The organism is Streptomyces sp. bgisy027 (genome assembly GCF_057710365.1).
On the sequence record NZ_JBYIVZ010000016.1, the window covers coordinates 17,532 to 41,569 of the forward strand.

The window sequence follows — 24,038 nt, forward strand, 5'->3', positions numbered from 1 at the left end:
GGAAAGGACTTCAGTGTCCCAGGCCCCCGGCACCCCCACCCGCGTCACCGCGGTCGACACCTATGACATCCGCTTCCCCACCTCGCGCGAGCTCGACGGCTCCGACGCGATGAACCCGGACCCCGACTACTCGGCCGCCTACGTCGTGCTGCGCACCGACGCGGCGGACGGCCACGAGGGGCACGGGTTCACCTTCACCATCGGGCGGGGGAACGAGATCCAGGTCGCCGCGATCGAGGCGCTGCGCGGCCATGTCGTGGGCCAGCCCGTCGAGGAGCTGTGCGGGGACCCGGGGATCCTCAACCGGGACCTGATCGGCGACAGCCAGCTGCGCTGGCTCGGCCCCGAGAAGGGCGTGATGCACATGGCGATCGGCGCGGTCATGAACGCCGTGTGGGACCTGGCCGCCAAGCGCGCCGGCAAGCCCGTGTGGCGGCTCCTCGCCGACGCCGACCCGGAGTGGATCGTCCGGCAGATCGACTTCCGATACATCTCCGACGCGCTCACCCCCGAGGAGGCACTCGCCCTGCTGCGCCGGGGCCGCGAGGGCGCGCCGGAACGCACGGCCCGGCTGCTGCAGCGCGGCTACCCCGCCTACACCACCTCCGCCGGCTGGCTCGGCTACGACGACGACAAGCTCGGCCGGCTCGCCGCCGAGGCCGTCGCCGACGGCTTCCGCCAGATCAAGCTGAAGGTCGGTGCCGACCTGGAGGACGACGTACGGCGCTGCCGTGTCGCCCGCGAGGCCGTCGGGCCGGACATCCGCATGGCGATCGACGCCAACCAGCGCTGGGACGTGGCCGAGGCGATCCGCTGGACCAAGGCCCTCGCGGAGTTCGACCCGTACTGGATCGAGGAACCCACCAGCCCCGACGACGTCCTCGGCCACGCGGCCATCCGTGAGGCCGTCGCCCCGGTGAAGGTGGCCACCGGCGAGCACGTGCAGAACCGGGTCGTCTTCAAGCAGCTCCTCCAGGCCGGCGCCCTCGACGTCCTCCAGATCGACGCGGCCCGTGTCGGCGGCGTCAACGAGAACCTCGCCATCCTGCTGCTGGCCGCCAAGTTCGGCGTACCGGTCTGCCCGCACGCGGGCGGTGTCGGGCTGTGCGAACTCGTCCAGCACCTGTCGATGTTCGACTACGTGGCGGTCACCGGCACCACCGAGGACCGGGTCATCGAGTACGTCGACCATCTGCACGACCACTTCCTCGACCCGGTGGTGATCAGGGAAGGTCACTACACGGCACCCACCGCGCCGGGCTTCTCGGCCGCCATGCGGCCCGAGTCGATCGCGCGGTACACGTTCCCGGACGGCGCCTTCTGGGCCGCCGACCGCGATGAGAAGAAGGGGCACGCGGTATGAGCGACTTCGCCGGTCTCAAGGCGCTGGTGACGGGAGGCGCCTCCGGCATCGGCCGGGCCACGGCCGACCTCCTCGCCGCCCGCGGCGCCAAGGTCGCCGTCCTCGACCTGGATCCGTCCTGCGTCGACAAGTCCCTGCTCGCCTTCCGCGCCGACGTCACCGACGACACCTCCGTGCGCGAGGCCGTGGCGGCCGCCGTGGCCGACCTCGGCGGACTGGACGTGCTGATCAACAACGCCGGCATCGGCGCCCGGGGCACCGTCGAGGACAACGACGACGCCGAGTGGCACCGTGTCCACGACGTCAATGTCGTCGGCATGGTCCGGGTGTCGCGGGCCGCCCTCCCGCACCTGAGGGAGTCGTCCCGCGCGGCGATCGTCAACACCTGCTCCATCGCCGCCACGGCCGGGCTTCCGCAGCGGGCGCTGTACAGCGCGACCAAGGGCGCCGTGTACTCGCTCACGCTGGCCATGGCCGCCGACCACGTCCGTGAGGGCATCCGCGTCAACTGTGTCAACCCGGGCACGGTGGACACCCCCTGGGTCGGCCGCCTCCTGGACGCCGCCGCCGATCCCGCCGCCGAACGCGCCGCGCTGGAGGCCCGACAGCCCACCGGGCGCCTGGTGTCGGCGGACGAGGTGGCCGGTGCCGTCGCCTACCTGGCGAGCCCGCTCTCCGGCGCCACCACCGGCACCGCCCTCGCCGTCGACGGCGGCATGCAGGGCCTGCGCCTGAGGCCGGTGGGCCGGTGAACCGGCTCGGTCGCACCGACGTCGAGGTCAGCCCGCTGGCCTTCGGCGGGGCCGCCATCGGCAACCTGTACACCGAGGTCGGCGAGGAACAGGCGCGCGAGGCCGTGGCCGCCGCCTGGGACGCGGGCATCCGCCACTTCGACACGGCCCCGCACTACGGCCTCGGCCTGTCCGAACGCCGCCTCGGCGCGGCCCTGCGGGAGTATCCGCGCGCGGCGTACACCGTCTCGACCAAGGTCGGCCGCCGTCTGGAACCGGTGCCGGACGCGACGGGCGACGACCTGGCCGATGGTTTCGCGGTCCCCGCCGACCGACGCCGCGTCTGGGATTTCAGCGCGGACGGCGTACGACGCGCCCTCGACGCCAGCCTGGAACGGCTCGGCCTCGACCGCGTCGACGTCGTCTACCTCCACGACCCCGACGACCACTCCGAACAGGCCTTCCGCGAGGGCTACCCGGCCCTGGAGAAGCTGCGCTCCGAGGGCGTGGTGCGGGCGATCGGTGCCGGGATGAACCAGACCGAGATGCTGACCCGCTTCGTCACCGACACCGATGTCGACGTGGTGCTGTGCGCGGGCCGCTACACGCTGCTGGACCAGAGCGCGCTCGACGATCTGCTGCCCGTGGCGGTCGAGTGCCACACGTCCGTCGTCGTCGGCGGAGCCTTCAACTCCGGTCTTCTGGCGGATCCGAGGCCGGACGCGACGTACAACTACGCACGAGCCCCGCGGGAGCTGCTGGACCGCGCGCTGCGCATGAAGTCCCTCGCCGACCGCCACGGCATCACCCTGCGGGCCGCCGCGCTGGCGTTCTGCGCCGCGCACCCCGCCGTCGCGAGCGTGCTCGTGGGAGCCCGGTCGGCCGACGAGGTCCGGGACTGCGCCGAGCAGTTCGCGACGGAGGTACCGATGGAGTTCTGGCAGGAACTGCTGGAGTCCGGCCTGCTGTCCGACAAGGAGCCGCGATGAGGGTCGCCCCGCACACCAAGGTCCGCACGGACCGGACCGACCGCTACGAGGCGGCGCACCGGGAGGTGCCGGTCGAGCTCACGGACGCGATCCGGGCCGCGGGTGCCACCTCCTGGACGATCTGGCGGTGGGGGTCCCCCCGCGCGAGCGCATTCGAGCGTGGGGGAGGTACCGACGTCTTCCACGTCCTGGACTGCGAGGACTACGGCCGTCTCCTCGCCGAGCTGAAGGAGCCGCCGGTCAACGTGGCCTGGCAGGCCCGCATGGTCGAGCTGCTCGACGTGGTGCACGACTACTCCGACGAGGGCGCGGACGCCGGCCTGCCCGTCGTGTGGGAGCTGCCGTGACGATCGTCGACGCCCATCACCACGTGTGGGACCTGTCGGTGCGCGACCAGGACTGGATCACGGGGCCCGAACTCCAGCCGCTGCGAAGGAACTTCGGTGTCGACGATCTCGCCCCCGAGGCGCGGGCGGCCGGAGTCGGCCGTACCGTCCTGGTGCAGACGATCACCGTGCCGGAGGAGACCCCGGAGTTCCTGGCGCTCGCCGCCGAGCACGAGCTGATCGCGGGAGTCGTCGGCTGGACGGACCTGACCCGTCCCGACATCGCCGACGAGCTGTCCAGGCTGCGCGAGCTGCCCGGCGGCCCGTACCTCAAGGGCATCCGCCACCAGGTGCAGGGCGAGGCGGACCCGGAGTGGCTGCTGCGCGCGGACGTACGACGCGGACTGGCGGCCGTTGCGGAGGCGGGCCTGGTCTACGACCTCGTGGTACTGCCCCACCAGCTCCCCGCCTGCATCAAGGCGGCCGCCGACCTCCCCGGACTCACCTTCGTCCTGGACCACTCGGGGAAACCACCGATCGCCTCCGGCGCCCGCGCACCGTGGACCCGCGACGTCCAAGCCCTCGCCGCGCTCCCCAACACCGCCTGCAAACTCTCCGGCCTGGTCACCGAGGCCGACCTCACCGACTGGACGGTGGCCGACCTGCGCCCGTACGCCGACGCGGTACTGGAGGCATTCGGCGCCGGGCGCCTGATGTTCGGCTCGGACTGGCCGGTGTGCACACTCGCGGCGACGTACGGCGAAGTGCTGGCCGCGGCGACGGAGTTGACCGCCGCGCTCTCCGACGCCGAACGCGCACAGGTCTTCGCGGGCACCGCCGCCCACGTCTACGGTCTTTGACGGCGCCCCGCGCGAGACGGCCCGTTCGTTCTCAGCTCCGTTCCGGCCCGTCGACGTTGAAGGTCGACTTCCCTCCGGCGCCGGCTCGCACGACGACGATGTCGGCGGGCTCGGCCGAAGGACTGCTCTCCCGGTGGACGGCGCCCTTGGGGACGTGGATGAAGTCACCGGGGCCGGCCTCCACCGTGTTCGCGCCGTCCGGGCCGGACTCCATTCTCAGCGCGCCGGTGAGGACGTAGATCACCGATTCCCACTCCCCGTGGTGGTGCCGGCCGGAGACCATGCCGGCCTCGGTGCGGACGAATCCCGGCCAGGTGCCCTCGGTGGCGAACGCCTCCTGCCGGTCCATCCCCGCGGTACGGGGCCCCGGCCTGCGGTCATCGGGCGTGACGACCCTGACCCGATCCTGCTCACCGGCCATGGCGATCCCATTCCGGCGGGCCTTTGAACCTCACGACTTCTGAGCGATCCCCGCCAGCCGGGTGGGCGGCAGGTACTCGCGCACATAGGTCCTTTCCCAGCACGCGCCCGTCTCCCGGAGCTCACGCCAGGTCGTGTAGCGGTAGCGGAAGAGGCGGGCGCGGATGTGGCGGGGTGGGGCGTCGGGCGGGAACGGGGAGCGACGCAGGAGCTTGAGCGTGTCGCGGTCGTTCTCCAGGAGCCGTTCCACCAGGGCGCCGAACCACGGGCCTGCGTAGGCGGGGGACAGGGCGGCGAACCACATCAGCCAGTCCAGCCGCAGATGGTAGGGCGCGAACTGGCGCGGCCAGCGGCGGGGGTCGCCCGGCTTGCCCTTGAACTCGTACTCCCGCCAGTCCGAGTCCTCACGCGGCACGTCGTCGGCCGTCCCCTCGACCACCACCTCGTAGCGGATACGGCTGACGCTGCCGAACGCGCCGTAGGTGTTGACCAGATGAAGCGGGTCGAACGAGCGGTTCATGACCTGGCGGCGGGAGATCATGTTCGCGACCGGGCGGTAGCTGAGGAACAGCAGCAGGGCGGCGACCGCCAGGACCACCACCTCGTACCACAGCGGCGCGTCCGGCACGGACGGCGGATCGCTCGGGAAAGCCAGTGCCGACAGGGCAAGGACGATGGTGATCCAGTTCAGCCAGGAGAAGTTGCCCGACAGCACCAGCCACAGCTGGGTGACGATCATCAGGGCTGCTGCGGCCGTCGCGACGGGCTGCGGGGTGAAGAGGAGGAGGGGCACGACGAGTTGGGTGAAGTGATTGGCGGCCACCTCGACGCGGTGCAGCGGCTTCGGCAGATGGTGGAAGAACCAGCTCAGCGGGCCCGGCATCGGCTGGGTCTCGTGATGGTGGTCCAGGCACGTCAGCTTCCGCCAGCAGGCGTCGCCGCGCATCTTGATCAGGCCCGCCCCGAACTCGACGCGGAACAGGATCCAGCGCAGCAGGAACAGCACCACGACCGGCGGCGCCACCTCGTCGTTGCCCAGCAGCACGGCGAGGAAGCCGACCTCCAGCAGCAGCGACTCCCAGCCGAACGAATACCAGGTCTGGCCGACGTTGACGATCGAGAGATACAGCGCCCACGGGACGAGCCACAGGAGCATCGCGGCCCACAGGGGCACCAACGAGTCCACCCCGGCCAGCAGCGCCGCCGACACCGCGCAGCCCGACCAGGCGCAGCCGGCGAAGAACCGGTCCGAGTAGTGGAGTTGGAACAGGCTCGGGGCCGCCCGGAAGCGCACCTGCGCCACGAAGCGCGGCACGGGCAGCATCCCCCGCTCACCCATCAGCGCCCGGAACTGAAGGGCAGCCGTCAGGAACGCGACGAGGTACACGCCGGCCAGGGCCCGCTGGAACACCAGCCGGCTCGTCCAGTAGTCCGGTGCGACGAACCAGTCCACCGCCGTACGCCTCCTCTCCTCATTGTCGCGCCCCACCACCCGGGTGACTCTCCGTATACCACCTCTCCGCTTGCGTAACCCATGTGAGTGAAGCAGACAAGGGTGCCGAATTTCCCGACGACCGGCGGGAGGACGTGGTGCGGACACCCACCCGAACCATCGTCACGGCCTGTGCGCTCTCGGCGGCAGTCCTCGTCGCCGGCTGCGTCGGCAGCGGCGACGCGAACACGGCATCCGGCGAGGAACTCCTCCTCCAGCCCGCTGCCGACCGTGGCCCCGATCCCTTCACGGACTCCATGGCGACCACCGAGGCCGCCGCCTCGCCGCTCACCCGAACGCCGCAGTCGGTGCACACCGGGCACCGGTCCCTGTCCGGCGAGACACCAGGCCTGTACGGCGGCACCCGCGGGGCCGGAAGCTGCGACGTCCAGCGGCAGATCGACGCCCTCGCCGCCGACCGGACCAGGGCGCGCGTCTTCGCCCGGGCCGCGGGTGTTTCCCAGTCGTCGATACCCGGCTATCTGCGCAGTCTGACCTCGGTCGTGCTGCGGGCGGACACCCGGGTCACCGACCACGGGTTCCGCGACGGGATGGGCACCGGCTACCAGTCCGTCCTCCAGGCGGGCACCGCCGTCCTCGTCGACGGCCACGGAGTGCCGCGCGTCCGCTGCGCCTGCGGCAACCCGCTCGCCCCGCCCGTCGGGACCCGGGGTGACAGCGGCGTCGGCGGGCGGGGCTGGTCCGGGTACGAGCCGTGCCGGGTGGTCGTGGTGGCACCGGCGCCCCAGGTGATCACCGACATCACGATCATCGACGTCGTCGACGACACCTGGATCGAGCGGCCGGTCGGCCATCGGGGGCACGACCACGACCACGTCGTACCGCCGGCGAAGCCGATGCCTCCCGACCGGGACCCGCACCGGCCGGATCGGCCCGGACACGACGGCGGCACGCCGACGCCCAGGCCCCCTCACGAGAGCGCGTCCCCGTCCGGCGAGCCCGCCTCGCCGCCGGAGCGGACGCCGGCCGACTGCGTGCCCCCGGACGCCACCGTCACCCCCGGCGCCACCGACGACATCCAGGCCGCCGCCCCCTCGGATCCCGGCCGCGGGCCCGCCGACTGCCCCACGGCCACCGTCAGCCCGACGGCCCCGCCCACCTCTGCCGACCCCGGCCGCACTCAGGCCTCCCCGCCAGAAGAGCCCGGCGCCCCCGCCTCCCGCACCGAGCCCGAGACCTCCCCCGGCCCCTCGGAGGAGGCCGGCCCCGAGGCCGTCCCGGACGGCCCGGACACGCCCGACGGCGGTGGGCTGATCCCGGACGATCCCGGCGCGACCGGCAGCATCTTCGGCAGCGTCACCGACGTCTTCGACGGGACGGTCCCCGGCCGTCGCGGTCTGCGGCTCGTCCTTCGCTCGTCCCCGTCATCCGGGACACGGTAGCCAGCGCGTGGAGAACAGAGCCTCTACAACTGCCCGCCTGTGCCGCGGAGCGCGTCACCGACCTTCTGGTAGGAGTCGATTCGGTGCTGGGCACGGCGGGCGCGCTCCTCCGGGTCTCGTACGAAGAGGGCCTGCCGGCCGGGGTGGTAGGTGCTGACCACTTCCAAGGTCCTGTCGCGGACGGCTTCGGGATGCGTCCTGAGCAGGCGACGCCACACGTCCTGGGCTTCGTTGCCCTGGAGGAGCACGACTTCAGTCTTCGGCATCAGGTCCAGCAGACGTCTCAGGACTTCGGCACCAGCCTGGAGTTCCGCCGCGTTCGGCGAGCGGTTGATGTACCAGGGGTAGGCGTTCCAGGGAGTGACGTCACGCGGCGTTATCCCGGCCTCCTCGAAGATCTGGGCCTGGAGCTCCGCCGTCGGGTCGTCGTTCTCCACACACAGGAATCCCGAGCCGACACCGTCCTGGGTCATGGGGCCGGGGTCCCGCAGGATCGACAGGACGCGCCCCTCGGCTCCCCCGTGCCATGGTGCGACATGCGGCATCCAGCCCCGTCCGTCCTGCCCGCGCAGTACGTCGACCATCTCGTTGACCGGACGGACATGGGCGTCATACCGCCCCCGTTCCTGCTCCAACCGGAACTTCTCTTCACGCATCCGTCTCGCCATACTTCCTCCAACATCGACCTGCGCCGTCTCCAGGGACCCTAACGGGCACGACTGACAACGCCCGATGAGGCGTCCGGTGGTCTTGGCCGAGGGCGCGACGGAGGCTGCGCGCAACAGGGCCGGCGAGGACTGTCAGTGGCGCCTGGCACGATGCCTGGCATGAGCCCGACCCCTGAGATGACTCAGAAGACCCTGACCGAACGCGGCTTCCGCGGCTTCGTTCCGTTCCGTTCGCTACCCGACAGCAACGTCCCCACGGGGCACGGAATCTACGCGGTGATCCGCACAGACACCTCACCGCCGGCATTCCGCCCGGCCAGCCCTGCCGGACATCTCAAGGGCCGCGACCCGTCCGTGACGGTCGACAAGCTCCGCGATGCCTGGGTGGACGGAGCAACAGTCCTGTACATCGGCAAAGCCGCGGGTCAGGACGGTCTGAACCAACGGCTTGCCGACTACCGCCGCCATGGCACCGGTCTGCTGGCCGGACATTGGGGCGGCCGCTACATCTGGCAGCTCGCCGACTCGGACGCATTGCTCGTCGCCTGGCGGCCGATGGCCGAGGAAGACGCGGCTGAGGCCGAACAGGACCTGATCGACGAGTTCAAGGAACTCCACGGAGGGGCTCTGCCCTTCGCCAATCTCAGGAACAACGCACGAAAGGCTCCAGAGACGACGGACACGAGCGTCCGCTGATCGCGGTCGTCCCGAGTGCCCACCGGCCGCGACTCCTGGGCACTCGGGCTCCCCTCACCTGGTCCAACGCTTCGGATCAAGAAGCTGTGTCCGGCACGATGCCCATGAGCACACCGGGCCGCCGGATCAGGTTCAATCTCCACCGAGATTGAGGAACGGGCACTGGCCGCCGCCGGGAACGGACCGGCACGATGAGCGAGGGCGGTTCCGTCGCCCCAGTCGAAGAATCCGGCAAACCCTGGCAAGGTGGGCCCATGGTTGATCGGGGAGCGAGCGCCCTGTCACTCCCGGACGACTGGCCCGCCCACCCGGACCCGATCCTGGCGCTCAACCACATGGGCACCTTCGACTGGGACCTGGACAACGGCGTCTTCCACATGGACGCCCAGGCCCACGAGGTCTTCGACCTGCGCCCCGACGAATACGACGGCAATCCGGCGACCCTGGCGGTCCGGGTGCCGCCGCCGGAGGGCTACCGGCTGGACGGCCTGGTCTCCCGGGCGATGAAGGACGGCAGCGAGAACTACGGCACCTACTTCCGCATCCGCTGCCGCGACGGCACCATGCGCTGGACCCACACCCAGGGCTACATCCGCCGCGACGAGACGGGCCGCCCGCGCCGCATCGTCGGCATCGTCCGCGAGGCCACCGAAGAACTCGCCGAGATCGAGCAGCGGCGCGAGCAGGCCGCCGACGACGAGGCCCGGCGCCAGCAGACCAGCGTCGTCCAGCTCACCACGGCCGCACTCGCTCACGCCCGCACCATCCAGGACGTGATCGACGTCCTCAAGGACACCCACGGCCTCACCCACCTCGGCGCCACCAGCCTCGTCATGGGCCTGGTCGAGGCGGGCCGCATCCGGCTGGTCGCCGAGGGCCCCTCCGGCAGCTTCGTGCCCGGCACCCTCATCACCCGAATAGACGAGCAGTACCCGATGAGCGAGGTCGTACGGACCCTCAGCCCGCGGTTCATCGAGTCGCCGGAGGAGTTCGAGGACAGCTACCCGATCCTCTGGCCGCACATCACCGACCTGCACATCACGTCCGCCGCGTACATGCCGCTGATCGCCCAGGCCCGGCCCATCGGCGCCATCGGCCTGCTCTACAACGACCGGCGTGGCTTCACCACCGACGAGCGCAACGTCCTCGTCGCCCTCGGCAGCAGCATCGCGCAGAGTCTGCAGCGGGCCATGTTCTACGAGCAGGAGAAGGACCTCGCCTCCGGCCTGCAGCAGGCCATGCTGCCGCGCACCATCCCCAGCGTGCCCGGCGCCGACGTCGCCGTGCGCTACCGCTCCGCCTCCCTCGGCCGGGACATCGGCGGCGACTGGTACGACCTGATCCCGCTGCCGGGCGGCCGGGTCGGCGCCGTCATCGGCGACGTCCAGGGGCACGACACCCACGCCGCCGCCGTGATGGGCCAGCTGCGCATCGTCCTGCGTGCCTACGCCGCCGAGGGACACACCCCGGCCACGGTGATGGCCCGCGCCTCGGTGTTCCTGCACGAGCTGGACACCGACCGCTTCGCGACCTGCCTGTACGCCGAGGCGGACCTGTCCACCGGTGTCGTGCAGGTGGTGCGGGCCGGCCATATCGACCCCCTGGTACGTGAGCCCGGCGGCGCCTGCCGCCGGGTCTCCGTCGAGGGCGGGCTGCCGCTCGGCCTGTCCGCGGAGTTCGGGCAGCTCGAATACCCGGTCGGCACGATCGAGCTGGACGCCGACCACACCCTGCTGCTGTGCACCGACGGCCTCGTCGAACAGCCCGGCACCGACCTGGACGACGGCATGCAGACCCTCACCGCGCTCATCGCCACCGGCCCGAAGGACGTTCGCGATCTCGCGGACCGCCTCATCGACGTGGCCGAGGAACGCGGTGGCGACGACGACGTGGCTCTGCTCCTGCTGCGTCGCCGCGTCCTGGACGCCCCCCAGCCCGGCGGCCGGCTCCAGCAGCACGTCGCACCCGGTGACCCCGAGGCCCTCACCGCGGCCCGGCACATGATCCGCGCCGCGGTGCGCGCCTGGGGCGCCGCGGAGCGGACGGACGAGATCGAACTGGTCGCCGACGAGCTCATCACCAACGCCCTGATGCACACCGAGGGCTCGGCCGTGGTGACCCTGCGGGTCCTCGCCGGCTCCGAACGCCGGCTGCGCGTCGAGGTCGAGGACTCCTCCAGCGCCCTGCCGCGCCGCCGCGAGGCGGGGGAGTCGGGCGTCTCCGGCCGCGGGCTGCTCCTGGTCGACCTGCTCACGGACGTGTGGGGCGTGGAGGCGCGGGGCGGCGGCAAGGCGGTGTGGTGCGAGTTCGTGCTGCCGGAGCGGCCCTGAGGCACCTGGCGCTGTCGGTGCCGGATGGCACTCTGGACGTATGCCGGAACTCCCCGAGGTGGAAGCGCTCAAGGACTTCCTGACCGAGAACCTGGTAGGGCACGAGATCGTGCGGGTGCTGCCCGTCGCGATCAGTGTCCTCAAGACGTACGACCCGCCCGTCACCTCCGTCGAGGGCCACGAGGTCACCGCCGTGCGCCGGTACGGCAAGTTCCTGGACCTGGCGACGGCCGACGGCCCGCATCTGGTGACCCACCTGGCCCGCGCGGGCTGGCTCCAGTGGAAGGACCGGCTCCCGAGCGGCATGCCCCGCCCCGGCAAGGGCCCGCTGGCGCTGCGCGTCGCCCTGGAGACCGGTGCCGGCTTCGACCTGACGGAGGCCGGCACGCAGAAGCGCCTCGCGGTGTACGTCGTGCAGGACCCGCAGGAGGTCCCGGGCGTGGCCCGGCTGGGCCCCGACCCGCTGGCCGACGACTTCGACGAGAGACGGTTCGCGGCACTGCTGAAGGACGAGCGCCGCCGGATCAAGGGCGCCCTGCGCGACCAGAGCCTCCTCGCCGGGGTCGGGAACGCCTACAGCGACGAGATCCTGCACGCGGCCAGGATGTCCCCGTTCAAGCTGGCGGCGACGCTGACCCCGCAGGAGACGGCGCGGCTGTACGAGGCCCTGCGGACGACCCTCACCGAGGCGGTCGAGCGCTCGCGGGGGCTGGCGGCCGGCCGTCTCAAGGCCGAGAAGAAGAGCGGCCTGCGCGTCCACGGCCGCACCGGCGAGCCCTGCCCGGTCTGCGGCGACACCATCCGCGAGGTCTCCTTCAGCGACTCCTCGCTCCAGTACTGCCCGACCTGCCAGACGGGCGGGAAGCCGCTGGCGGACCGGAGGATGTCGCGGCTGCTCAAGTAGCCGGTATCCCGGTGGGGGAGGGCTACCGTGGGTTGAGCGTGACCAGGTGCTCGCCGTCGGACGTGCGCACCTCGTAGCGCATGATCTCGTCGCTGTGCATCGCCGACGCGCCCATCATGGTGTTCTCACGGGCGTCGTGATGGGCCGCCGACCAGCTGGTCACGGTCTCCTCCGAGCCGTCCCGGCCGATGGCGATCAGATGGCAGGGGCGCGGACCCGCGCCGTCCTTCACCTTCAGCTCCACCTGGCTGCCGTACATCTCGTTCTCGGTCGTGACCTGTGCCCACACCCCTGACCGCTCGTCGGTCGCCTCGACCACCTGTACGGATCTGTCGTCGCCGCCGGCCATGATCGCGACGCCGGGGGCGGCGAGGGCGATCACCACGGAGGCGGCCACGGCGTACAGGGTGCGCCGGCGCCGGGCGCGGTGGCGCACCGCCACCGCTTCGAGCAGCCGGTTCAGCATCTGCGGGCCCGGCTTGGCCATGGGGTGCACGAACTGGGGCGTGGAGCGCCGGTACAGCATCAACTGGCGGGTGATGGGCCCGAACTCGGTCACGTGTGCCGCACAGCGGGGGCACTCCATGAGGTGGTCCTCGAAGCGGAACGCCTCCGCCTCGTTCAGCACGCCGAGCGCGTACGCGGCGACGTCGCGATGCCTCTCCAGGGACCTCATGCCGAATCCTCGTGCCGTTGGGTGTGGGGTGTGTTACTCCTTGCGCCCACTGGTACGCACCAGACAGTCGAATCACTCAAGCCACTTGGAGAATCGCAACCAAGGGATTCGGAGCGGTCGGCGTCGAGGATTGGTCCGAGGAGAAAAGAACTCAAAAAAGGTGGATGGCGAGGTGCCCGAGCGGCAGTCCGAGCTGCCACGCCGGCGTCCACACCTTCGGTCCCTCGTCCTCCCCGACCGGCGCACCGCCGCCCGGCACGGCGTTCAGATCGGGCGCGAGCAGTTCGGTCTCCTCGAGCCAGCGCCAGGCCGCCTCGGCGAGTTCCAGGTCGGGCGCGGGCCCCCCGGAGTCGGTCGCCTCGGCCGCGAGGCCCGCCATGCGCTCGCTCACCCAGTCCTGCCACGGCTGGTCGTAGGCCGTCAGCGACAGCCAGGTCTCCAGCTGGGTCACCACCCGGATGCCGGACAGCTCGCCGTCGGTGTCGGACAGGAAGATCGTCAGCGCCAGGGCGTCACGCCCGGCGCGGAACTCGAAGGACGTCGGCGGCATCAGATCGCCGGTGCGCAGCAGCTCGTCGGCGATGTACTCGGCGTACAACCACGCCATGGGGACGGTGAGTTCACCGCCACCGGTGCCGTCCGTGCTCTCCTGACCTCTGTGCAGCATCCCTTCCTGCCTTCCTCCGGTGAGTGCGTCGCCCTACCCCGGGGCTCTGGGCCCTTGCCCAATCCGGAACACGGATGAGGACAGCCGATTACTCAACCGGGGTGTTCAGCAAGGCGCTTTACGGAGGTTTGACCAAGCCTTCGGTTTCACCGCAGGTCGGCCGCGTATCCGGGAAGCACCCGACGCAGGGCGCGTAGCGCGTAGTACGCGCGGGACTTCACCGTACCGGGCGGAATACCAAGGGTTTCCGCGGCCTCCGCAACACTCGCCTCTTGGAAGTACACGAGCACCAGGACTTCACGGTGCTCGGGAGTGAGTGTCTTCACAGCCTCGCGGACGTCGAGCATCTCGGCGGCCCGCTCGGCGTGGTCGGAGATCACGCGCGCGTTCTCCAGGATCGCGTCGCCGACCTCCGGCGGCCGTGCCTGCCGGGCCCGCCGCGCGTCGATCGCCAGGCGTCGCCCGACGGTCAGCAGCCAGGGCCGCACCGAGTCGAAGTCGTCGGCGCGCAGGGCCTCGGGATGCTGCCAGGCGCGCACCAGCGTCTCCTGCACGAGATCCTCGGCGCGCTGTCGGTCGCCGTCACAGAGCCGGAGCAGGAGCGCGAAGAGGGGCCGGCCGTGCTCCCGCTGCAGTGCGGCGAGCTCGTGCTCGGCGGTCGTCCCGTTCGTGAAGGTGGTTCCGGCCGTCATGGCCGTATGGCATCGCAGGCGGCAGTTCGGGGACAGGGCGCTCACACGGATCTGCGGCGGACGGTCGATCGCGTCGGCGAACGGTTCGGTGAACGGTCCCTTCCGCAAGCCGGGTCGGGCCGGACGGCCTAATGGAAGCGGCCGGATTGTTTGCGAGCGTGCTCTATTTCGTACCTATTTTGGTGCGTATATACGACCACAAGGGGTGAGCTGATGATCGCACGCAGTCGGCTTGTGGCCATCGCTGTCACGGCCGTGCTTGTCGCAGGTGCCGCCTGCCAGGCCCACAACCGCGAGGTCGCAGGACGTCCGGCACCCTCCGCCGGCACCCGCGGCTTCACCCTCGTCGCCTCCGGGGACGTCCTCCCGCACACCCCGGTCATCGATCGTGCCCGCTTCGACGCGGGCGGCAAGGGGTACGACTTCCGCCCGATGTTCGCCGGTGTGCGATCCGTGGTCTCCCGCGCCGATCTGGCGCTGTGTCATATGGAGACCGTCTACGGCGAGAACGGCGAGTACACCGGCTATCCCCTCTTCAAGTCCCCGCCGGAGGTGGCCCGGGGCATCGCCTCCGCCGGCTACGACGGCTGCTCGACGGCCTCCAACCACAGCCTCGACGACGGCGCCGCCGGCATCCTGCGTACGCTGAACGCGCTCGATCAGGCGAAGGTGCGGCATGCCGGCACGGCCCGCACCTCGGGCGAGGCGCGCAGCGTGACCGTCATGCGCGCGGGCCGCGCGAAGGTCGCGCACCTCGCGTACACCTATGGCGTCAACGACTTCCCGCTCCCGCCGGGGCAGCCCTGGGCGGTCAATCTGATCGACCGGGGGAAGATCGTCGCGGACGCGCGGGCCGCCCGGAAGGGTGGTGCCGATGTGGTGGTCGTGTCGATGCACTGGGGTACCGAATGGCAGGACGCGCCCGACGAGGACCAGCTGAGCCTGGCCCGTGAGCTCACCGCGGCCCGCACCGGCGACCGCCCCGACATCGACCTGATCCTCGGCACCCACGCCCATGTCCCGCAGGCGTACGAGAAGGTGAACGGCACCTGGGTGGTCTACGGCATGGGTGATCAGGTCGCCGGCGCGATGTACAACTCGCAGGGCGTGCAGGACCCGCGCGGCAACCAGTCCACCCTCGCCCGGTTCCGCTTCGATCCGCCGACGAAGGCCGGTGGGCGCTGGGAGGTGTCGAAGGCCGAGTTCGTGCCGCAACTGTTCGACATCGACGCCGGGCGGGTGCTCAACCTCAACCAGGCCATCGCCAAGGGCGCCGAACTGAGCGGCGTGCGGGACCGGATCCGCGAGGTCGTGCTCAGCCGGGGCGCGGGGGACGACGGGCTGACGATGGGGGAGTAGGTCAGTCCGCCTCGACGTGGTCGAAGGTCTTCAGCATCTCCTTCAGCACGCGCACGCACGCCTGGAGCTCGGCCTCGGTCAGCTCGCCGCCGACCTGCCGGTTCAGGGCGTGCTCGCGCGCGAGGATCGCGGTGATGACGGCCTCGCCCTCGTCCGTGATGCGGATCAGCGAGGACCGCTGGTGCGCGGGGTTGGGCGTGGTCTCGGCCCAGCCCCTGGCCAGCGCGTCGTTGACCATGCGCTGCACGAACTGCCGGGTCAGCGTCATGAGGCGGCCCATCTGAGGCACCGTCATGGGTCCGTATCTGTGCAGCAGCACCAGCACGGAGCGCACGCCGACGGACGCGCCCTCGACCTCCTCGCCCTGTTCGAGCTTGCGCAGGCCGCGCCGGTAGAGCGCGCCGATCAGATCGAAGACCTCGCTGACCCGGTGGCCGAGATCGTCGGGGGAGAGGGGCTTGCCGGAGTCGTTCACCGGGCCATCATGACACCTGGGTTGCCAAATCACTCGAAGAATGACACCTTGGTTGTCATGATGACAGTGACGAAAGCTTCGGACCTGCGCACCTTCGCCTCAGCCGACGGCGACCTCGCCTACCTCGACACCGGCTCCGGGGACCTCGTGGTCCTCCTCCACTCCGGATACGTCGACCACCGCGTCTGGCACGCCCAGATACCGGCCCTCGCCGCCGGCCACCGCGTCATCGCCCCGGACGTACGCGGCCACGGCTCCTCCGCCAACGCGAGCAGGCCCTTCCGCTGGGCCGACGACATCGCCGCCCTGCTGCGCCACCTCGACGCGGGCCCCGCGGTCCTCGTCGGTCTGTCCATGGGCGGCCTGATCGCCACCAACACCGTGCTGGAGTACCCCGAGCTCGTCCGCGCCGTCGTCACCTGCGGTGCCGCGACCGGGGAGTTCCAGTACACGGACGACTGGACCCGCGGCCTCCAGACCGAGATGGCCCGCGCTCTGGAAACCGCCGACCTCGACGGCTGGCTCGACGCCTTCGTACAGGTCCTGCCCGGCCCGGAGCGCACCGCCGCCGACGTCGACCAAGGCAGCCTGCGGCTGATCCGGGACATGGCCCGTGGCACGCTCGCCAAGCACACACCCGGTGAGAAGGACTGGTTCGTGCCCGTGCCGGACACCTTCGCCCGCGCGGCGGAGATCACCGTCCCGCTGCTCGCCCTCAACGGCGCTCTGGAGCCCGCCGACATGCTCGCCGCGGCCGAGCGCCTCGCCGGCACCGTCCACGACGGCCGCACCGAGGTCGTCGACGGCGTCGGCCACTACCCCAACCTGGAGAAGCCGGAGATCTTCAACGAGATCGTGCTCGACTTCCTGCGGACCCTCTGAGGTACGGCGCCGCCCGGTGGGCCGGGGCCGCTACGGCACCACCGTCACCGGCCAGCGCCCCGCCTTCACCAGCCGGATCGCGACGGAACCCACGATCCGGTGCCCGGCCTGCTCCGAGGCGCCCACCACCACGGCGTCCGCCTTGAGGTCGTCCGCCGCCTTCACCAGCCCGTTGTAGGGGTCGCCCTGGAAGGTGTGGAACTCCCAGCGGACGTCGAATATCCCCTTGAGCCGCTCCGTGGCCTCCCGGATGTAGGAGATCAGGGACTCGGCGATCTCGTTGGTCGTCTCCGCGACCGGCGCCCCGAGCGCCGCGCCCGCCGTCACCACCGGCTGCACGTACACGACGGCGAGCAGAGCGTTCTGCCGTCGGGCCAGGCCACCGGCGTACGCCGCCGCGCGCAACGACGAGTCGGAGCCGTCCACGCCGACCACGATGACCTTGGGCCCGTCCGTGCCCCGCTCGAACCGGTGCGAGTGCTGTTCCGTCACGGCAGGAGGCTATCGGAAGCCCCAGGTCCCGCCGCCGGCCGGGACGCTCGACGGGCGAGGAGGCGCGGGGCTTCCTACAGTCGGAACATGAGTGCCACCGCGGAGGCCGCGCGGGACAAGGACGTCACGGGCCCGGCACGGCCGCCCGGACACGGCTGGACGAGCAGGGTGCCGGAAGGTTTCGCGACCTTCTTCGGCACCCTCGGACTGCTCTGCGCCCTGCTCGCCCTCATCCCGCCGCTCCGGGTCGCGCTGCGCCCCGTCGTGCGCACCCTCGACCAGATCATCGTCCCCGTCAGCGCCAACCTCGCCTACGCCGTCTTCCTCTTCCTGCTCGCCGCCGCGACGGCCGCCCGCAAGAAGATCGCCTGGTGGCTGGTCGTCGTCTATCTGGGCCTGCTCGTCCTCACCGACATCCTCGGCACGGTCGTCGGCGACTACTCCGACTCCGTCCCCTCCCTCGTCGTGTGCGGCCTCGCGCTCGCCCTGCTGATCGTTGCCCGCGGGGAGTTCTACGCCGCCTCGCGCAAAGCGGCCGTACGAAGAGCCCTCGGTGTCCTGCTCGTGGGACTCGTCATCGGCATCCTGGCCGGCTGGGGCCTCGTCGAACTGTTCCCCGGCACGCTGCCGCAGAGCCAGCGGCCGGCCTGGGCCGCCGACCGGGTCTGCGGCGGTCTCGTCTCCGGCACCACCTACGACGGGCGGCCGCCGCGCCCCCTGTACTTCCTGCTCGGCCTGTTCGGCGCGCTCGCCCTCCTCAACGCCGCCGCCACGCTGTTCCGCTCGCAGCGCATGGAGGCCGCCCTGCACGACGACGAGGAGGCCCGCATCCGCGCCCTCCTGAAGGCCTACGGCGACAAGGACTCCCTCGGCTACTTCGCCACCCGGCGAGACAAGGCCGTCGTCTTCTCACCCAGCGGCAAGGCCGCCGTCACCTACCGCGTCGAGGCCGGCGTGTGCCTCGCCAGCGGCGACCCGGTCGGCGACCGGGAGGCATGGCCGCACGCCATCGCCGTCTGGCTGGCCGCGGCCCGCCGGCACGCCTGGGCGCCCGCCGCGATGGGCGCGTCCGAGGACGGCGCCACCGCCTACGCCCGCGCCGGACTCGGCGCCCTCCAGCTCGGCGACGAGGCGATCCTGCGGCCGCAGGACTTCGACCTCGACGGCCGCGACATGCGGGTCACCCGGCAGGCCGTCCACCGCGTCCGCCGCACCGGCGCCCACTGCCGTATCCGCCGCCACTCCACCCTCGGCGAGGCGGAGATGGAGGAGGTGATCCGCAAGGCCGACGCCTGGCGCGACACCGAGACCGAACGCGGCTTCTCCATGGCCCTGGACCGCCTCGGCGACCCCGCCGACGGCGACTGTCTCCTCCTGGAGGCCCTCGGCGGGGACGGCGAACTGCTCGCCCTGCTGTCCTTCGTGCCCTGGGGCCGCGAAGGAGTCTCCCTGGACCTGATGCGCCGTGACCGCGGAGCCCCCAACGGCGTCATGGAGTTCATGGTCGCCGAACTGTGCGACGCGGCGCCCAAGCTCGGTATCCGCAGGATCTCCCTGAACTTCGCCGTCTTCCGCTCCGTCTTCGAGGAGGGCGCCCGTATCGGCGCCGGGCCCGTGCTGCGGCTGTGGCGGCGTCTGCTGCTGTTCTTCTCCAAGTGGTGGCAGCTGGAGGCCCTCTACCGCTCCAACGCGAAGTACCAGCCGGAGTGGTACCCCCGCTTCATCTGCTACGGCGAAGCAGCCTCCCTCGCCCGCATCGGCACGGCGTCCGCCATCGCCGAAGGCTTCGTCTCCGTACCGTCGCTGCACAAACTCCGCAGAAAGGGGCACCCGAGGAACGGGCCCCGCCCCGCGACCACCGAGGGACTGCCCTCGCTGGCGGCACTCGGCCTCGAAGGAGGGGACGAGGCCGGGGCGGCCGGGCCGGATGCGGGCCTGCCCGAACAGGTCCGCATCCGGCACCGCACCCTGGACCGGCTGCGCACCGAGGGCGTCGACCCCTACCCCGTCGGCATCCCGGCCCGCACCCACGCCCTCGCCGAGGTCCGCACGGGCGAACAGGTCACCGTCGCGGGGCGGGTCATGCTGGTCCGCGACTTCGGCGGCCTCGTCTTCGCCGTGCTGCGCGACTGGTCCGGCGACCACCAACTCGCCCTCACCCGCAAGGACTCCGGCGCCGCCCTCGACCGCTTCACCGCCGCCACCGACATCGGCGACCTCATCAGCGCCACCGGCCTGGCCGGCACCAGCGACAAGGGCGAACCCACCGTCTTCGTCACCGCCTGGCAGCTGATCGGCAAGTGCCTGCGCCCGCTGCCCGACAAACGCCGCGGCCTCGTCGACCCCGAGGCCAAGGTCCGCATGCGCTACCTCGACCTGGTCTCCAGCCCCGCCGCCCGTGACGTGGTCCGCGCCCGCTCCACCGCCGTCCAGGCCCTGCGCCAGGGCCTGCTGGAGCGCGGCTACCTGGAGGTCGAGACCCCGGTGCTCCAGCAGATCCACGGCGGCGCCAACGCCCGCCCCTTCACCACCCACATCAACGCCTACGACCTCGACCTCTACCTGCGCATCGCCCCCGAGCTCTACCTCAAGCGGCTGTGCGTCGGCGGCGTGGAGAAGGTCTTCGAGATGGGCCGCACCTTCCGCAACGAGGGCGTCGACTACAAGCACAACCCCGAGTTCACGATCCTGGAGGCCTACCAGGCGTACGCCGACTACGACGTCATGCTCGACCTGGTCCGCGAGCTGATCCAGGGCTGCGCACGCGCCGCCTTCGGAACGCCGGTCGCCCACAAGGACGGCAAGGAGTACGACATCTCCGGGCAGTGGCCCGTCAAGACGGTGTACGGCGCGATCTCGGAGGTGCTGGGCGAGGAGATCGACCCCGGCACCGAGCTGCTCAGACTGCACCGCCACTGCGACCGCGTCGGCGTGCCGTACGTCGCCGACGACGGCCACGGCGACGTGGTCCTGGAGATGTACGAGCGCCTGGTCGAGGAGAAGACCCACCTGCCCACCTTCTACAAGGACTTCCCCACCGACGTCTCCCCGCTCACCAGGCAGCACCGGGGGGACCCGCGGCTCGCCGAGCGCTGGGACCTCGTCGCCTTCGGCACCGAACTGGGCACCGCCTACTCCGAGCTCACCGACCCCGTCGAACAGCGCCGCCGTCTCACCGCCCAGTCCCTGCTCGCCGCCGGGGGAGACCCCGAGGCCATGGAACTCGACGAGGACTTCCTCGACGCCCTCGAGTACGCCATGCCGCCCACCGGCGGGCTCGGCGTCGGCGTCGACCGGCTCGTCATGTTCCTCACCGGCCTGACGATCCGGGAGACCCTGCCGTTCCCGCTGGTCCGCCGCCGCTGAGCGGTGCCCCGGGCGGCCGAGGGGAAACGGGTCCGTGCGGGTGCTCTCGCGCGGCCGTTCCGGTGTCGTACTGGTGCGTCGGTCTCTCACCGGGCGACCCATGAGTCATGACGAAGGATCAGCTGCCCCCGCGTCTGCTCACCCGACGCCGCGCGCTGCTCGCCGGCGCCGCCGCCGTCGGAGCCGCCGGCACCGCCGGGCTGTTCACGACGTTCGCGGGCGACGAGCCGGTCCGGCGCGCCGCCGCCCCGGTCCCCACCCCGGCCGCGGGCCCGCAGGCGCGCTCCGCGCTCAAGCCCTCCTCGTACCGCCTCCAGCCGCTCACGGGATTCGGCCCGCCCAAGGCCGCCCCGCGCCGCACCCTCGTCCGCCACGCGCCCATGCTCCAGGTCTCCGGGCGGGGCCGCCGCATGGTGCTGACCTTCGACGACGGCCCCGACGCCCGCTACACGCCGCACATCCTGGACACCCTGCGCGAGTACGACGTCCGCGCGATGTTCTTCGTGTGCGGCGAGATGGTCGCCGAGAACCCGGACCTGGTCGCCAGGATGGCCGACGAGGGCCATGTGGTCGGCAACCACACCTGGTCCCACCCGCTGCTCACCCGGCTCAGCCGCCGCGCGATCCGCAGGGAGATGGAGCGCACCAGCGACGTCGTCGAGGACTCCTGCGGCGAACGACCCGTCTGGTTCCGCGCCCCCTACGGCGCGTGGAACCGCGCCGCCTTCCAACTCGGCGCCGAACTGGGCATGGACCCGCTGGCCTGGACCGTCGACACCCTGGACTGGACCACCCCCGGCACCCGCAGGATCGTCGACCGGGTCGAGAACGGCGCCGCCCCCGGCGTCGTGGTGCTCTCCCACGACGCCGGGGGCGACCGCTCGCAGAGCGTGAGCGCCCTGCGCTTCTATCTGCCGCGACTGCTGGACTCCGGGTACCACGTCACCGTCCCGGAACGGCACTACGCGTGACGGCTTGCGCCGCCCGGTCGGGGAACGCTCAGCGGACCTCGACCAGGCTGGCGAAAACGACGACGTTCCCGTCGTAACCGGTCTGCTTGGAGAAACCGCCGCCACAGGTGATGACCCGCAATTCTGCGGTTCCCTTGGACGCGTAGACCCGGTCTCCGGGGAAGTCGTCCTTCTGGAACACCTCGACGCCGTAGATCTCGAATACGGCCGTCTTTCCGTCCTTGCGCAGGACCTCGACGCGATTTCCCTTCGCGAGTGAGCCCAGGCCGTAGAAAACGGCGGGCCCCTGCAAATTGTCGACGTGACCGACGACCACCGCGGTGCCCTTCTCGCCGGGGGAGACCGAGCCGGTGAACCAGCCCGACAGATTGGGGTCCTCCGGCGGGGGCGCGCCGACCCAGCCGTCCGGGTCCAGGCCGACCGGGATCGTAGGCGCGTCGACGTTGATCGCGGGGATCCGCACCCGGTCCGGCAGGGCGAAGGACAGCGGCTGAGCGGCCCGGTCCAGCACGCGGTCCGGCAGCTGCCGGTCCGCCGCGGCCGCCGAGGCGGGCTGCGGCGGGCCCACGTCGAACTCGCCGGAACCGTTGCGGACGAGCGCGAGACCGGTCAGCAGCACCAGCGCTATCACGCCCCAGGGAGCACGCTTCCTCCGCCGGTCCTCCTCTTCGGCCACCTCGAAACCGGACATTCGACTTCCCCTCTCGACGCGGCCGTCGCCACGTCATTCGCGCATACGGAAACGCTAGGTCCCGCAGGCGAAACCGGCGACGGGGCAGATACGAACGGGTGGTGCGAACTCCTTCGGTGCGCCATCCGAGTTGCCAGGGGCCGGAAAATTCTGACGGTCCGTGACCTGCGGCAATTCCGATTGCGGGGTCGTCCCCCGGCGTGTCCCCTCACCAGGACGGACCATCGCCGAAATGCGGCGCCGGGCAGGGCAACTGAGGGTCTTTCTGGGAGGCGCTTTCTCGCCGATCGATACCGGGGACGGTTCCCGGGGCGTCTTCCGCGGAGGATCACATGCGAAGCACTCGTACCCTGGCGGCCGCCGCCACCGCGGTCGCCGCCCTCGGTCTGGCCGCCCCGGTGGCCGCGGCACGCGACGGCATGCCGCCTGTCGGCCCCAGCAACATCGTCGCCCTGCCCAGCGTCATCGCTCGCGGCGGACAGCTGACCATCACCGTCGACGGCTGTCACCGAGGCGGCACCGCGACCTCGGACGCGTTCAAGCCCACGACCCTGTCACCCGTCGGTGGCAGCACGGCCAAGGGCACCGCGACGATCGACAGGAACGCGCGGCCGGGTGCCCACAGCATTACCGTGCACTGCACCGGCGCCGGCCGGCCCCTGACCCGCCCCAACGCCTTCACCGTCATCGGCGGCGTCCGCGGCGGTCTCGGCGGCAGCACCTCCACGGGCGCGACGCCCACCGACATGGCCATCGGCGGCGGGCTGATCGCCGTGGCGGTCGTCGGCGGCGCGGTGTTCTGGATGCGGCGCCGGGCGGAGAAGCGGATCTGATCCGCTGTCCGTCCGGAACGCTCGAGGTCAGCCGTCCGCCCAGGACGGTCCACCGCAGGAGACAGGTCGCACGAGCTCAGACCTTCGCCCCGGATCCCCACCATGGGATCCGGGGCGAAGGTCTGAGTGCGTGGGTGCCGGCGTCAGGAGCCGTCCTCGTCGGTGCGGCGCCGGGAGAGGTGGTACGCGGTGCCGAGCGCGGCCGTGATGAGCGCGGCGCCCAGGCCGATCTCCTTCAGGTCCAGCCCGGCGAAGGTGCCGCCCTCGCCCGCACGAACCCCGTGCTCCGGGTGCTCGGTGCGATCGGGCCGGTCGGGTCGGTCGGGTCTGCCGCCGGCGATGGTGAGGTCGACGCTCTGCCAGAAGGTGCCGCAGTAGAAGGACACTTCGTAGACGGCGCCCCGTCGGGCGTCCCGGTCCACCCTGGCCCAGGCCGTCGTCCGCCCCCGGGGGATGGTGACCGTGTCGAAGACCCCGGAGGAGACGGTCACGCTCTGCTCGCAGCCCGTCGCGCGCAGCCGGACGTGTTCGCCGGGCATGACGGTGGTGGGCCGGACGGTGGCCCAGAAGCCGGAGTTGTCGCTCTGCGCCTGCGCGGCGGGAGCGGTCACGGCGAGGGCGCTGACCCCGAGCAGCGCGGCAGAAGCGACGCGTATCGCACGCATGGTGTCCTCCGGTCCCCGAGGAGCAGTCGCGGACCTTTTCCGCTTGCGCCAGAAATGCACCTCGGTGAGCGAAACGCTAGGAACGTG

Annotated in this window: 24 protein-coding genes; 14 read left to right on the forward strand and 10 right to left on the reverse strand. The window is 71.4% G+C overall.

Annotated features, from left to right (window positions below):
• The first annotated feature begins 13 nt into the window (after nt 1–13).
• From AC3ETA_RS18070 to AC3ETA_RS18090, 5 genes are read left to right on the forward strand one after another with little or no spacing between them, the layout of a single operon-like run.
• Nucleotides 14–1,363 (forward strand): L-fuconate dehydratase, encoded by a 1,350-nt coding sequence (locus AC3ETA_RS18070; protein ID WP_432193920.1) that lies wholly within the window; start codon nt 14–16, stop codon nt 1,361–1,363.
• The gene (locus AC3ETA_RS18075; protein WP_432193921.1) at nt 1,360–2,115 is read left to right on the forward strand and encodes an SDR family NAD(P)-dependent oxidoreductase; all 756 of its coding nucleotides are present in this window, start codon (nt 1,360–1,362) and stop codon (nt 2,113–2,115) included. Before AC3ETA_RS18070 ends, AC3ETA_RS18075 begins: the two co-directional genes overlap by 4 nt.
• Entirely contained in the window at nt 2,112–3,083 is a 972-nt protein-coding gene (locus AC3ETA_RS18080; RefSeq protein ID WP_432193922.1) for an aldo/keto reductase, read from the forward strand. Before AC3ETA_RS18075 ends, AC3ETA_RS18080 begins: the two co-directional genes overlap by 4 nt.
• The gene (locus AC3ETA_RS18085; RefSeq protein ID WP_432193923.1) at nt 3,080–3,430 is read left to right on the forward strand and encodes an L-rhamnose mutarotase; all 351 of its coding nucleotides are present in this window, start codon (nt 3,080–3,082) and stop codon (nt 3,428–3,430) included. The genes AC3ETA_RS18080 and AC3ETA_RS18085 overlap by 4 nt, the downstream gene beginning before the upstream one ends.
• The gene (locus AC3ETA_RS18090) at nt 3,427–4,269 is read left to right on the forward strand and encodes an amidohydrolase family protein (protein ID WP_432193924.1); all 843 of its coding nucleotides are present in this window, start codon (nt 3,427–3,429) and stop codon (nt 4,267–4,269) included. Before AC3ETA_RS18085 ends, AC3ETA_RS18090 begins: the two co-directional genes overlap by 4 nt.
• Nucleotides 4,270–4,300: 31 nt before the next feature.
• On the opposite strand, the gene AC3ETA_RS18095 is transcribed toward AC3ETA_RS18090, so the two are convergent.
• Nucleotides 4,301–4,690, reverse strand: coding sequence for a cupin domain-containing protein (locus AC3ETA_RS18095; protein ID WP_432193925.1), 390 nt, complete (start codon nt 4,688–4,690; stop codon nt 4,301–4,303).
• Between the two features lie 30 nt (nt 4,691–4,720).
• The gene (locus tag AC3ETA_RS18100) at nt 4,721–6,142 is read right to left on the reverse strand and encodes a lipase maturation factor family protein (protein WP_432193926.1); all 1,422 of its coding nucleotides are present in this window, start codon (nt 6,140–6,142) and stop codon (nt 4,721–4,723) included.
• A gap of 83 nt (nt 6,143–6,225) precedes the next feature.
• Here AC3ETA_RS18100 and AC3ETA_RS18105 point away from each other — a divergent pair, with 83 nt between their 5' ends.
• The gene (locus tag AC3ETA_RS18105) at nt 6,226–7,584 is read left to right on the forward strand and encodes a DUF6777 domain-containing protein (RefSeq protein ID WP_432193927.1); all 1,359 of its coding nucleotides are present in this window, start codon (nt 6,226–6,228) and stop codon (nt 7,582–7,584) included.
• A 23-nt stretch (nt 7,585–7,607) separates the two neighbouring features.
• On the opposite strand, the gene AC3ETA_RS18110 is transcribed toward AC3ETA_RS18105, so the two are convergent.
• On the reverse strand, nt 7,608–8,240 hold the full coding sequence (locus tag AC3ETA_RS18110) for a uracil-DNA glycosylase (protein ID WP_432193928.1): 633 nt from the start codon (nt 8,238–8,240) through the stop codon (nt 7,608–7,610).
• 147 nt (nt 8,241–8,387) lie between these two features.
• Between AC3ETA_RS18110 and AC3ETA_RS18115 the strand changes: the two genes are divergently transcribed.
• From AC3ETA_RS18115 to AC3ETA_RS18125, 3 genes are all read left to right on the forward strand, one after another.
• Nucleotides 8,388–8,948, forward strand: coding sequence for a hypothetical protein (locus tag AC3ETA_RS18115; RefSeq protein ID WP_432193929.1), 561 nt, complete (start codon nt 8,388–8,390; stop codon nt 8,946–8,948).
• Nucleotides 8,949–9,202: 254 nt separating this feature from the next.
• Nucleotides 9,203–11,278 (forward strand): SpoIIE family protein phosphatase, encoded by a 2,076-nt coding sequence (locus tag AC3ETA_RS18120; protein WP_432193930.1) that lies wholly within the window; start codon nt 9,203–9,205, stop codon nt 11,276–11,278.
• Nucleotides 11,279–11,318: 40 nt separating this feature from the next.
• The gene (locus tag AC3ETA_RS18125; RefSeq protein WP_432193931.1) at nt 11,319–12,182 is read left to right on the forward strand and encodes an Fpg/Nei family DNA glycosylase; all 864 of its coding nucleotides are present in this window, start codon (nt 11,319–11,321) and stop codon (nt 12,180–12,182) included.
• A gap of 22 nt (nt 12,183–12,204) precedes the next feature.
• On the opposite strand, the gene AC3ETA_RS18130 is transcribed toward AC3ETA_RS18125, so the two are convergent.
• From AC3ETA_RS18130 to AC3ETA_RS18140, 3 genes are all read right to left on the reverse strand, one after another.
• Nucleotides 12,205–12,858, reverse strand: a complete 654-nt coding sequence (locus AC3ETA_RS18130; RefSeq protein WP_432193932.1) for an anti-sigma factor family protein — start codon at nt 12,856–12,858, stop codon at nt 12,205–12,207.
• 151 nt (nt 12,859–13,009) lie between these two features.
• Nucleotides 13,010–13,525, reverse strand: a complete 516-nt coding sequence (locus AC3ETA_RS18135) for a hypothetical protein (protein WP_432193933.1) — start codon at nt 13,523–13,525, stop codon at nt 13,010–13,012.
• A gap of 146 nt (nt 13,526–13,671) precedes the next feature.
• Entirely contained in the window at nt 13,672–14,217 is a 546-nt protein-coding gene (locus AC3ETA_RS18140; RefSeq protein ID WP_432193934.1) for a sigma-70 family RNA polymerase sigma factor, read from the reverse strand.
• A gap of 213 nt (nt 14,218–14,430) precedes the next feature.
• Here AC3ETA_RS18140 and AC3ETA_RS18145 point away from each other — a divergent pair, with 213 nt between their 5' ends.
• Nucleotides 14,431–15,576 carry a CapA family protein gene (locus AC3ETA_RS18145; protein ID WP_432193935.1) on the forward strand — a complete coding sequence of 382 codons (1,146 nt, stop codon included), beginning with the start codon at nt 14,431–14,433 and terminating at the stop codon, nt 15,574–15,576.
• 1 nt (nt 15,577) lies between these two features.
• Here AC3ETA_RS18145 and AC3ETA_RS18150 read toward each other — a convergent pair whose 3' ends face one another.
• Nucleotides 15,578–16,051, reverse strand: a complete 474-nt coding sequence (locus tag AC3ETA_RS18150) for a MarR family winged helix-turn-helix transcriptional regulator (RefSeq protein WP_432193936.1) — start codon at nt 16,049–16,051, stop codon at nt 15,578–15,580.
• 66 nt (nt 16,052–16,117) lie between these two features.
• On the opposite strand from AC3ETA_RS18150, the gene AC3ETA_RS18155 reads away from it, so the two are divergent.
• Complete coding sequence (locus AC3ETA_RS18155) at nt 16,118–16,933, forward strand: alpha/beta fold hydrolase (protein ID WP_432194060.1); 816 nt, start codon at nt 16,118–16,120, stop codon at nt 16,931–16,933.
• A 30-nt stretch (nt 16,934–16,963) separates the two neighbouring features.
• On the opposite strand, the gene AC3ETA_RS18160 is transcribed toward AC3ETA_RS18155, so the two are convergent.
• Nucleotides 16,964–17,425 (reverse strand): universal stress protein, encoded by a 462-nt coding sequence (locus AC3ETA_RS18160; protein WP_432193937.1) that lies wholly within the window; start codon nt 17,423–17,425, stop codon nt 16,964–16,966.
• A gap of 87 nt (nt 17,426–17,512) precedes the next feature.
• On the opposite strand from AC3ETA_RS18160, the gene lysX reads away from it, so the two are divergent.
• Both lysX and AC3ETA_RS18170 read left to right on the forward strand, forming a co-directional pair.
• Complete coding sequence (gene lysX / locus AC3ETA_RS18165; RefSeq protein ID WP_432193938.1) at nt 17,513–20,791, forward strand: bifunctional lysylphosphatidylglycerol synthetase/lysine--tRNA ligase LysX; 3,279 nt, start codon at nt 17,513–17,515, stop codon at nt 20,789–20,791.
• Between the two features lie 107 nt (nt 20,792–20,898).
• Nucleotides 20,899–21,762: a polysaccharide deacetylase family protein gene (locus tag AC3ETA_RS18170; RefSeq protein WP_432193939.1), complete on the forward strand. Its 864-nt coding sequence runs from the start codon at nt 20,899–20,901 to the stop codon at nt 21,760–21,762.
• Nucleotides 21,763–21,790: 28 nt separating this feature from the next.
• On the opposite strand, the gene AC3ETA_RS18175 is transcribed toward AC3ETA_RS18170, so the two are convergent.
• Entirely contained in the window at nt 21,791–22,453 is a 663-nt protein-coding gene (locus AC3ETA_RS18175) for a class F sortase (protein ID WP_432193940.1), read from the reverse strand.
• Between the two features lie 332 nt (nt 22,454–22,785).
• On the opposite strand from AC3ETA_RS18175, the gene AC3ETA_RS18180 reads away from it, so the two are divergent.
• Nucleotides 22,786–23,286 carry a hypothetical protein gene (locus AC3ETA_RS18180; RefSeq protein WP_432193941.1) on the forward strand — a complete coding sequence of 167 codons (501 nt, stop codon included), beginning with the start codon at nt 22,786–22,788 and terminating at the stop codon, nt 23,284–23,286.
• 143 nt (nt 23,287–23,429) lie between these two features.
• Here the strand turns inward: AC3ETA_RS18180 and AC3ETA_RS18185 are convergent, their stop codons facing one another.
• Nucleotides 23,430–23,951: a hypothetical protein gene (locus AC3ETA_RS18185; protein WP_432193942.1), complete on the reverse strand. Its 522-nt coding sequence runs from the start codon at nt 23,949–23,951 to the stop codon at nt 23,430–23,432.
• Between the last annotated feature and the right edge of the window lie 87 nt (nt 23,952–24,038).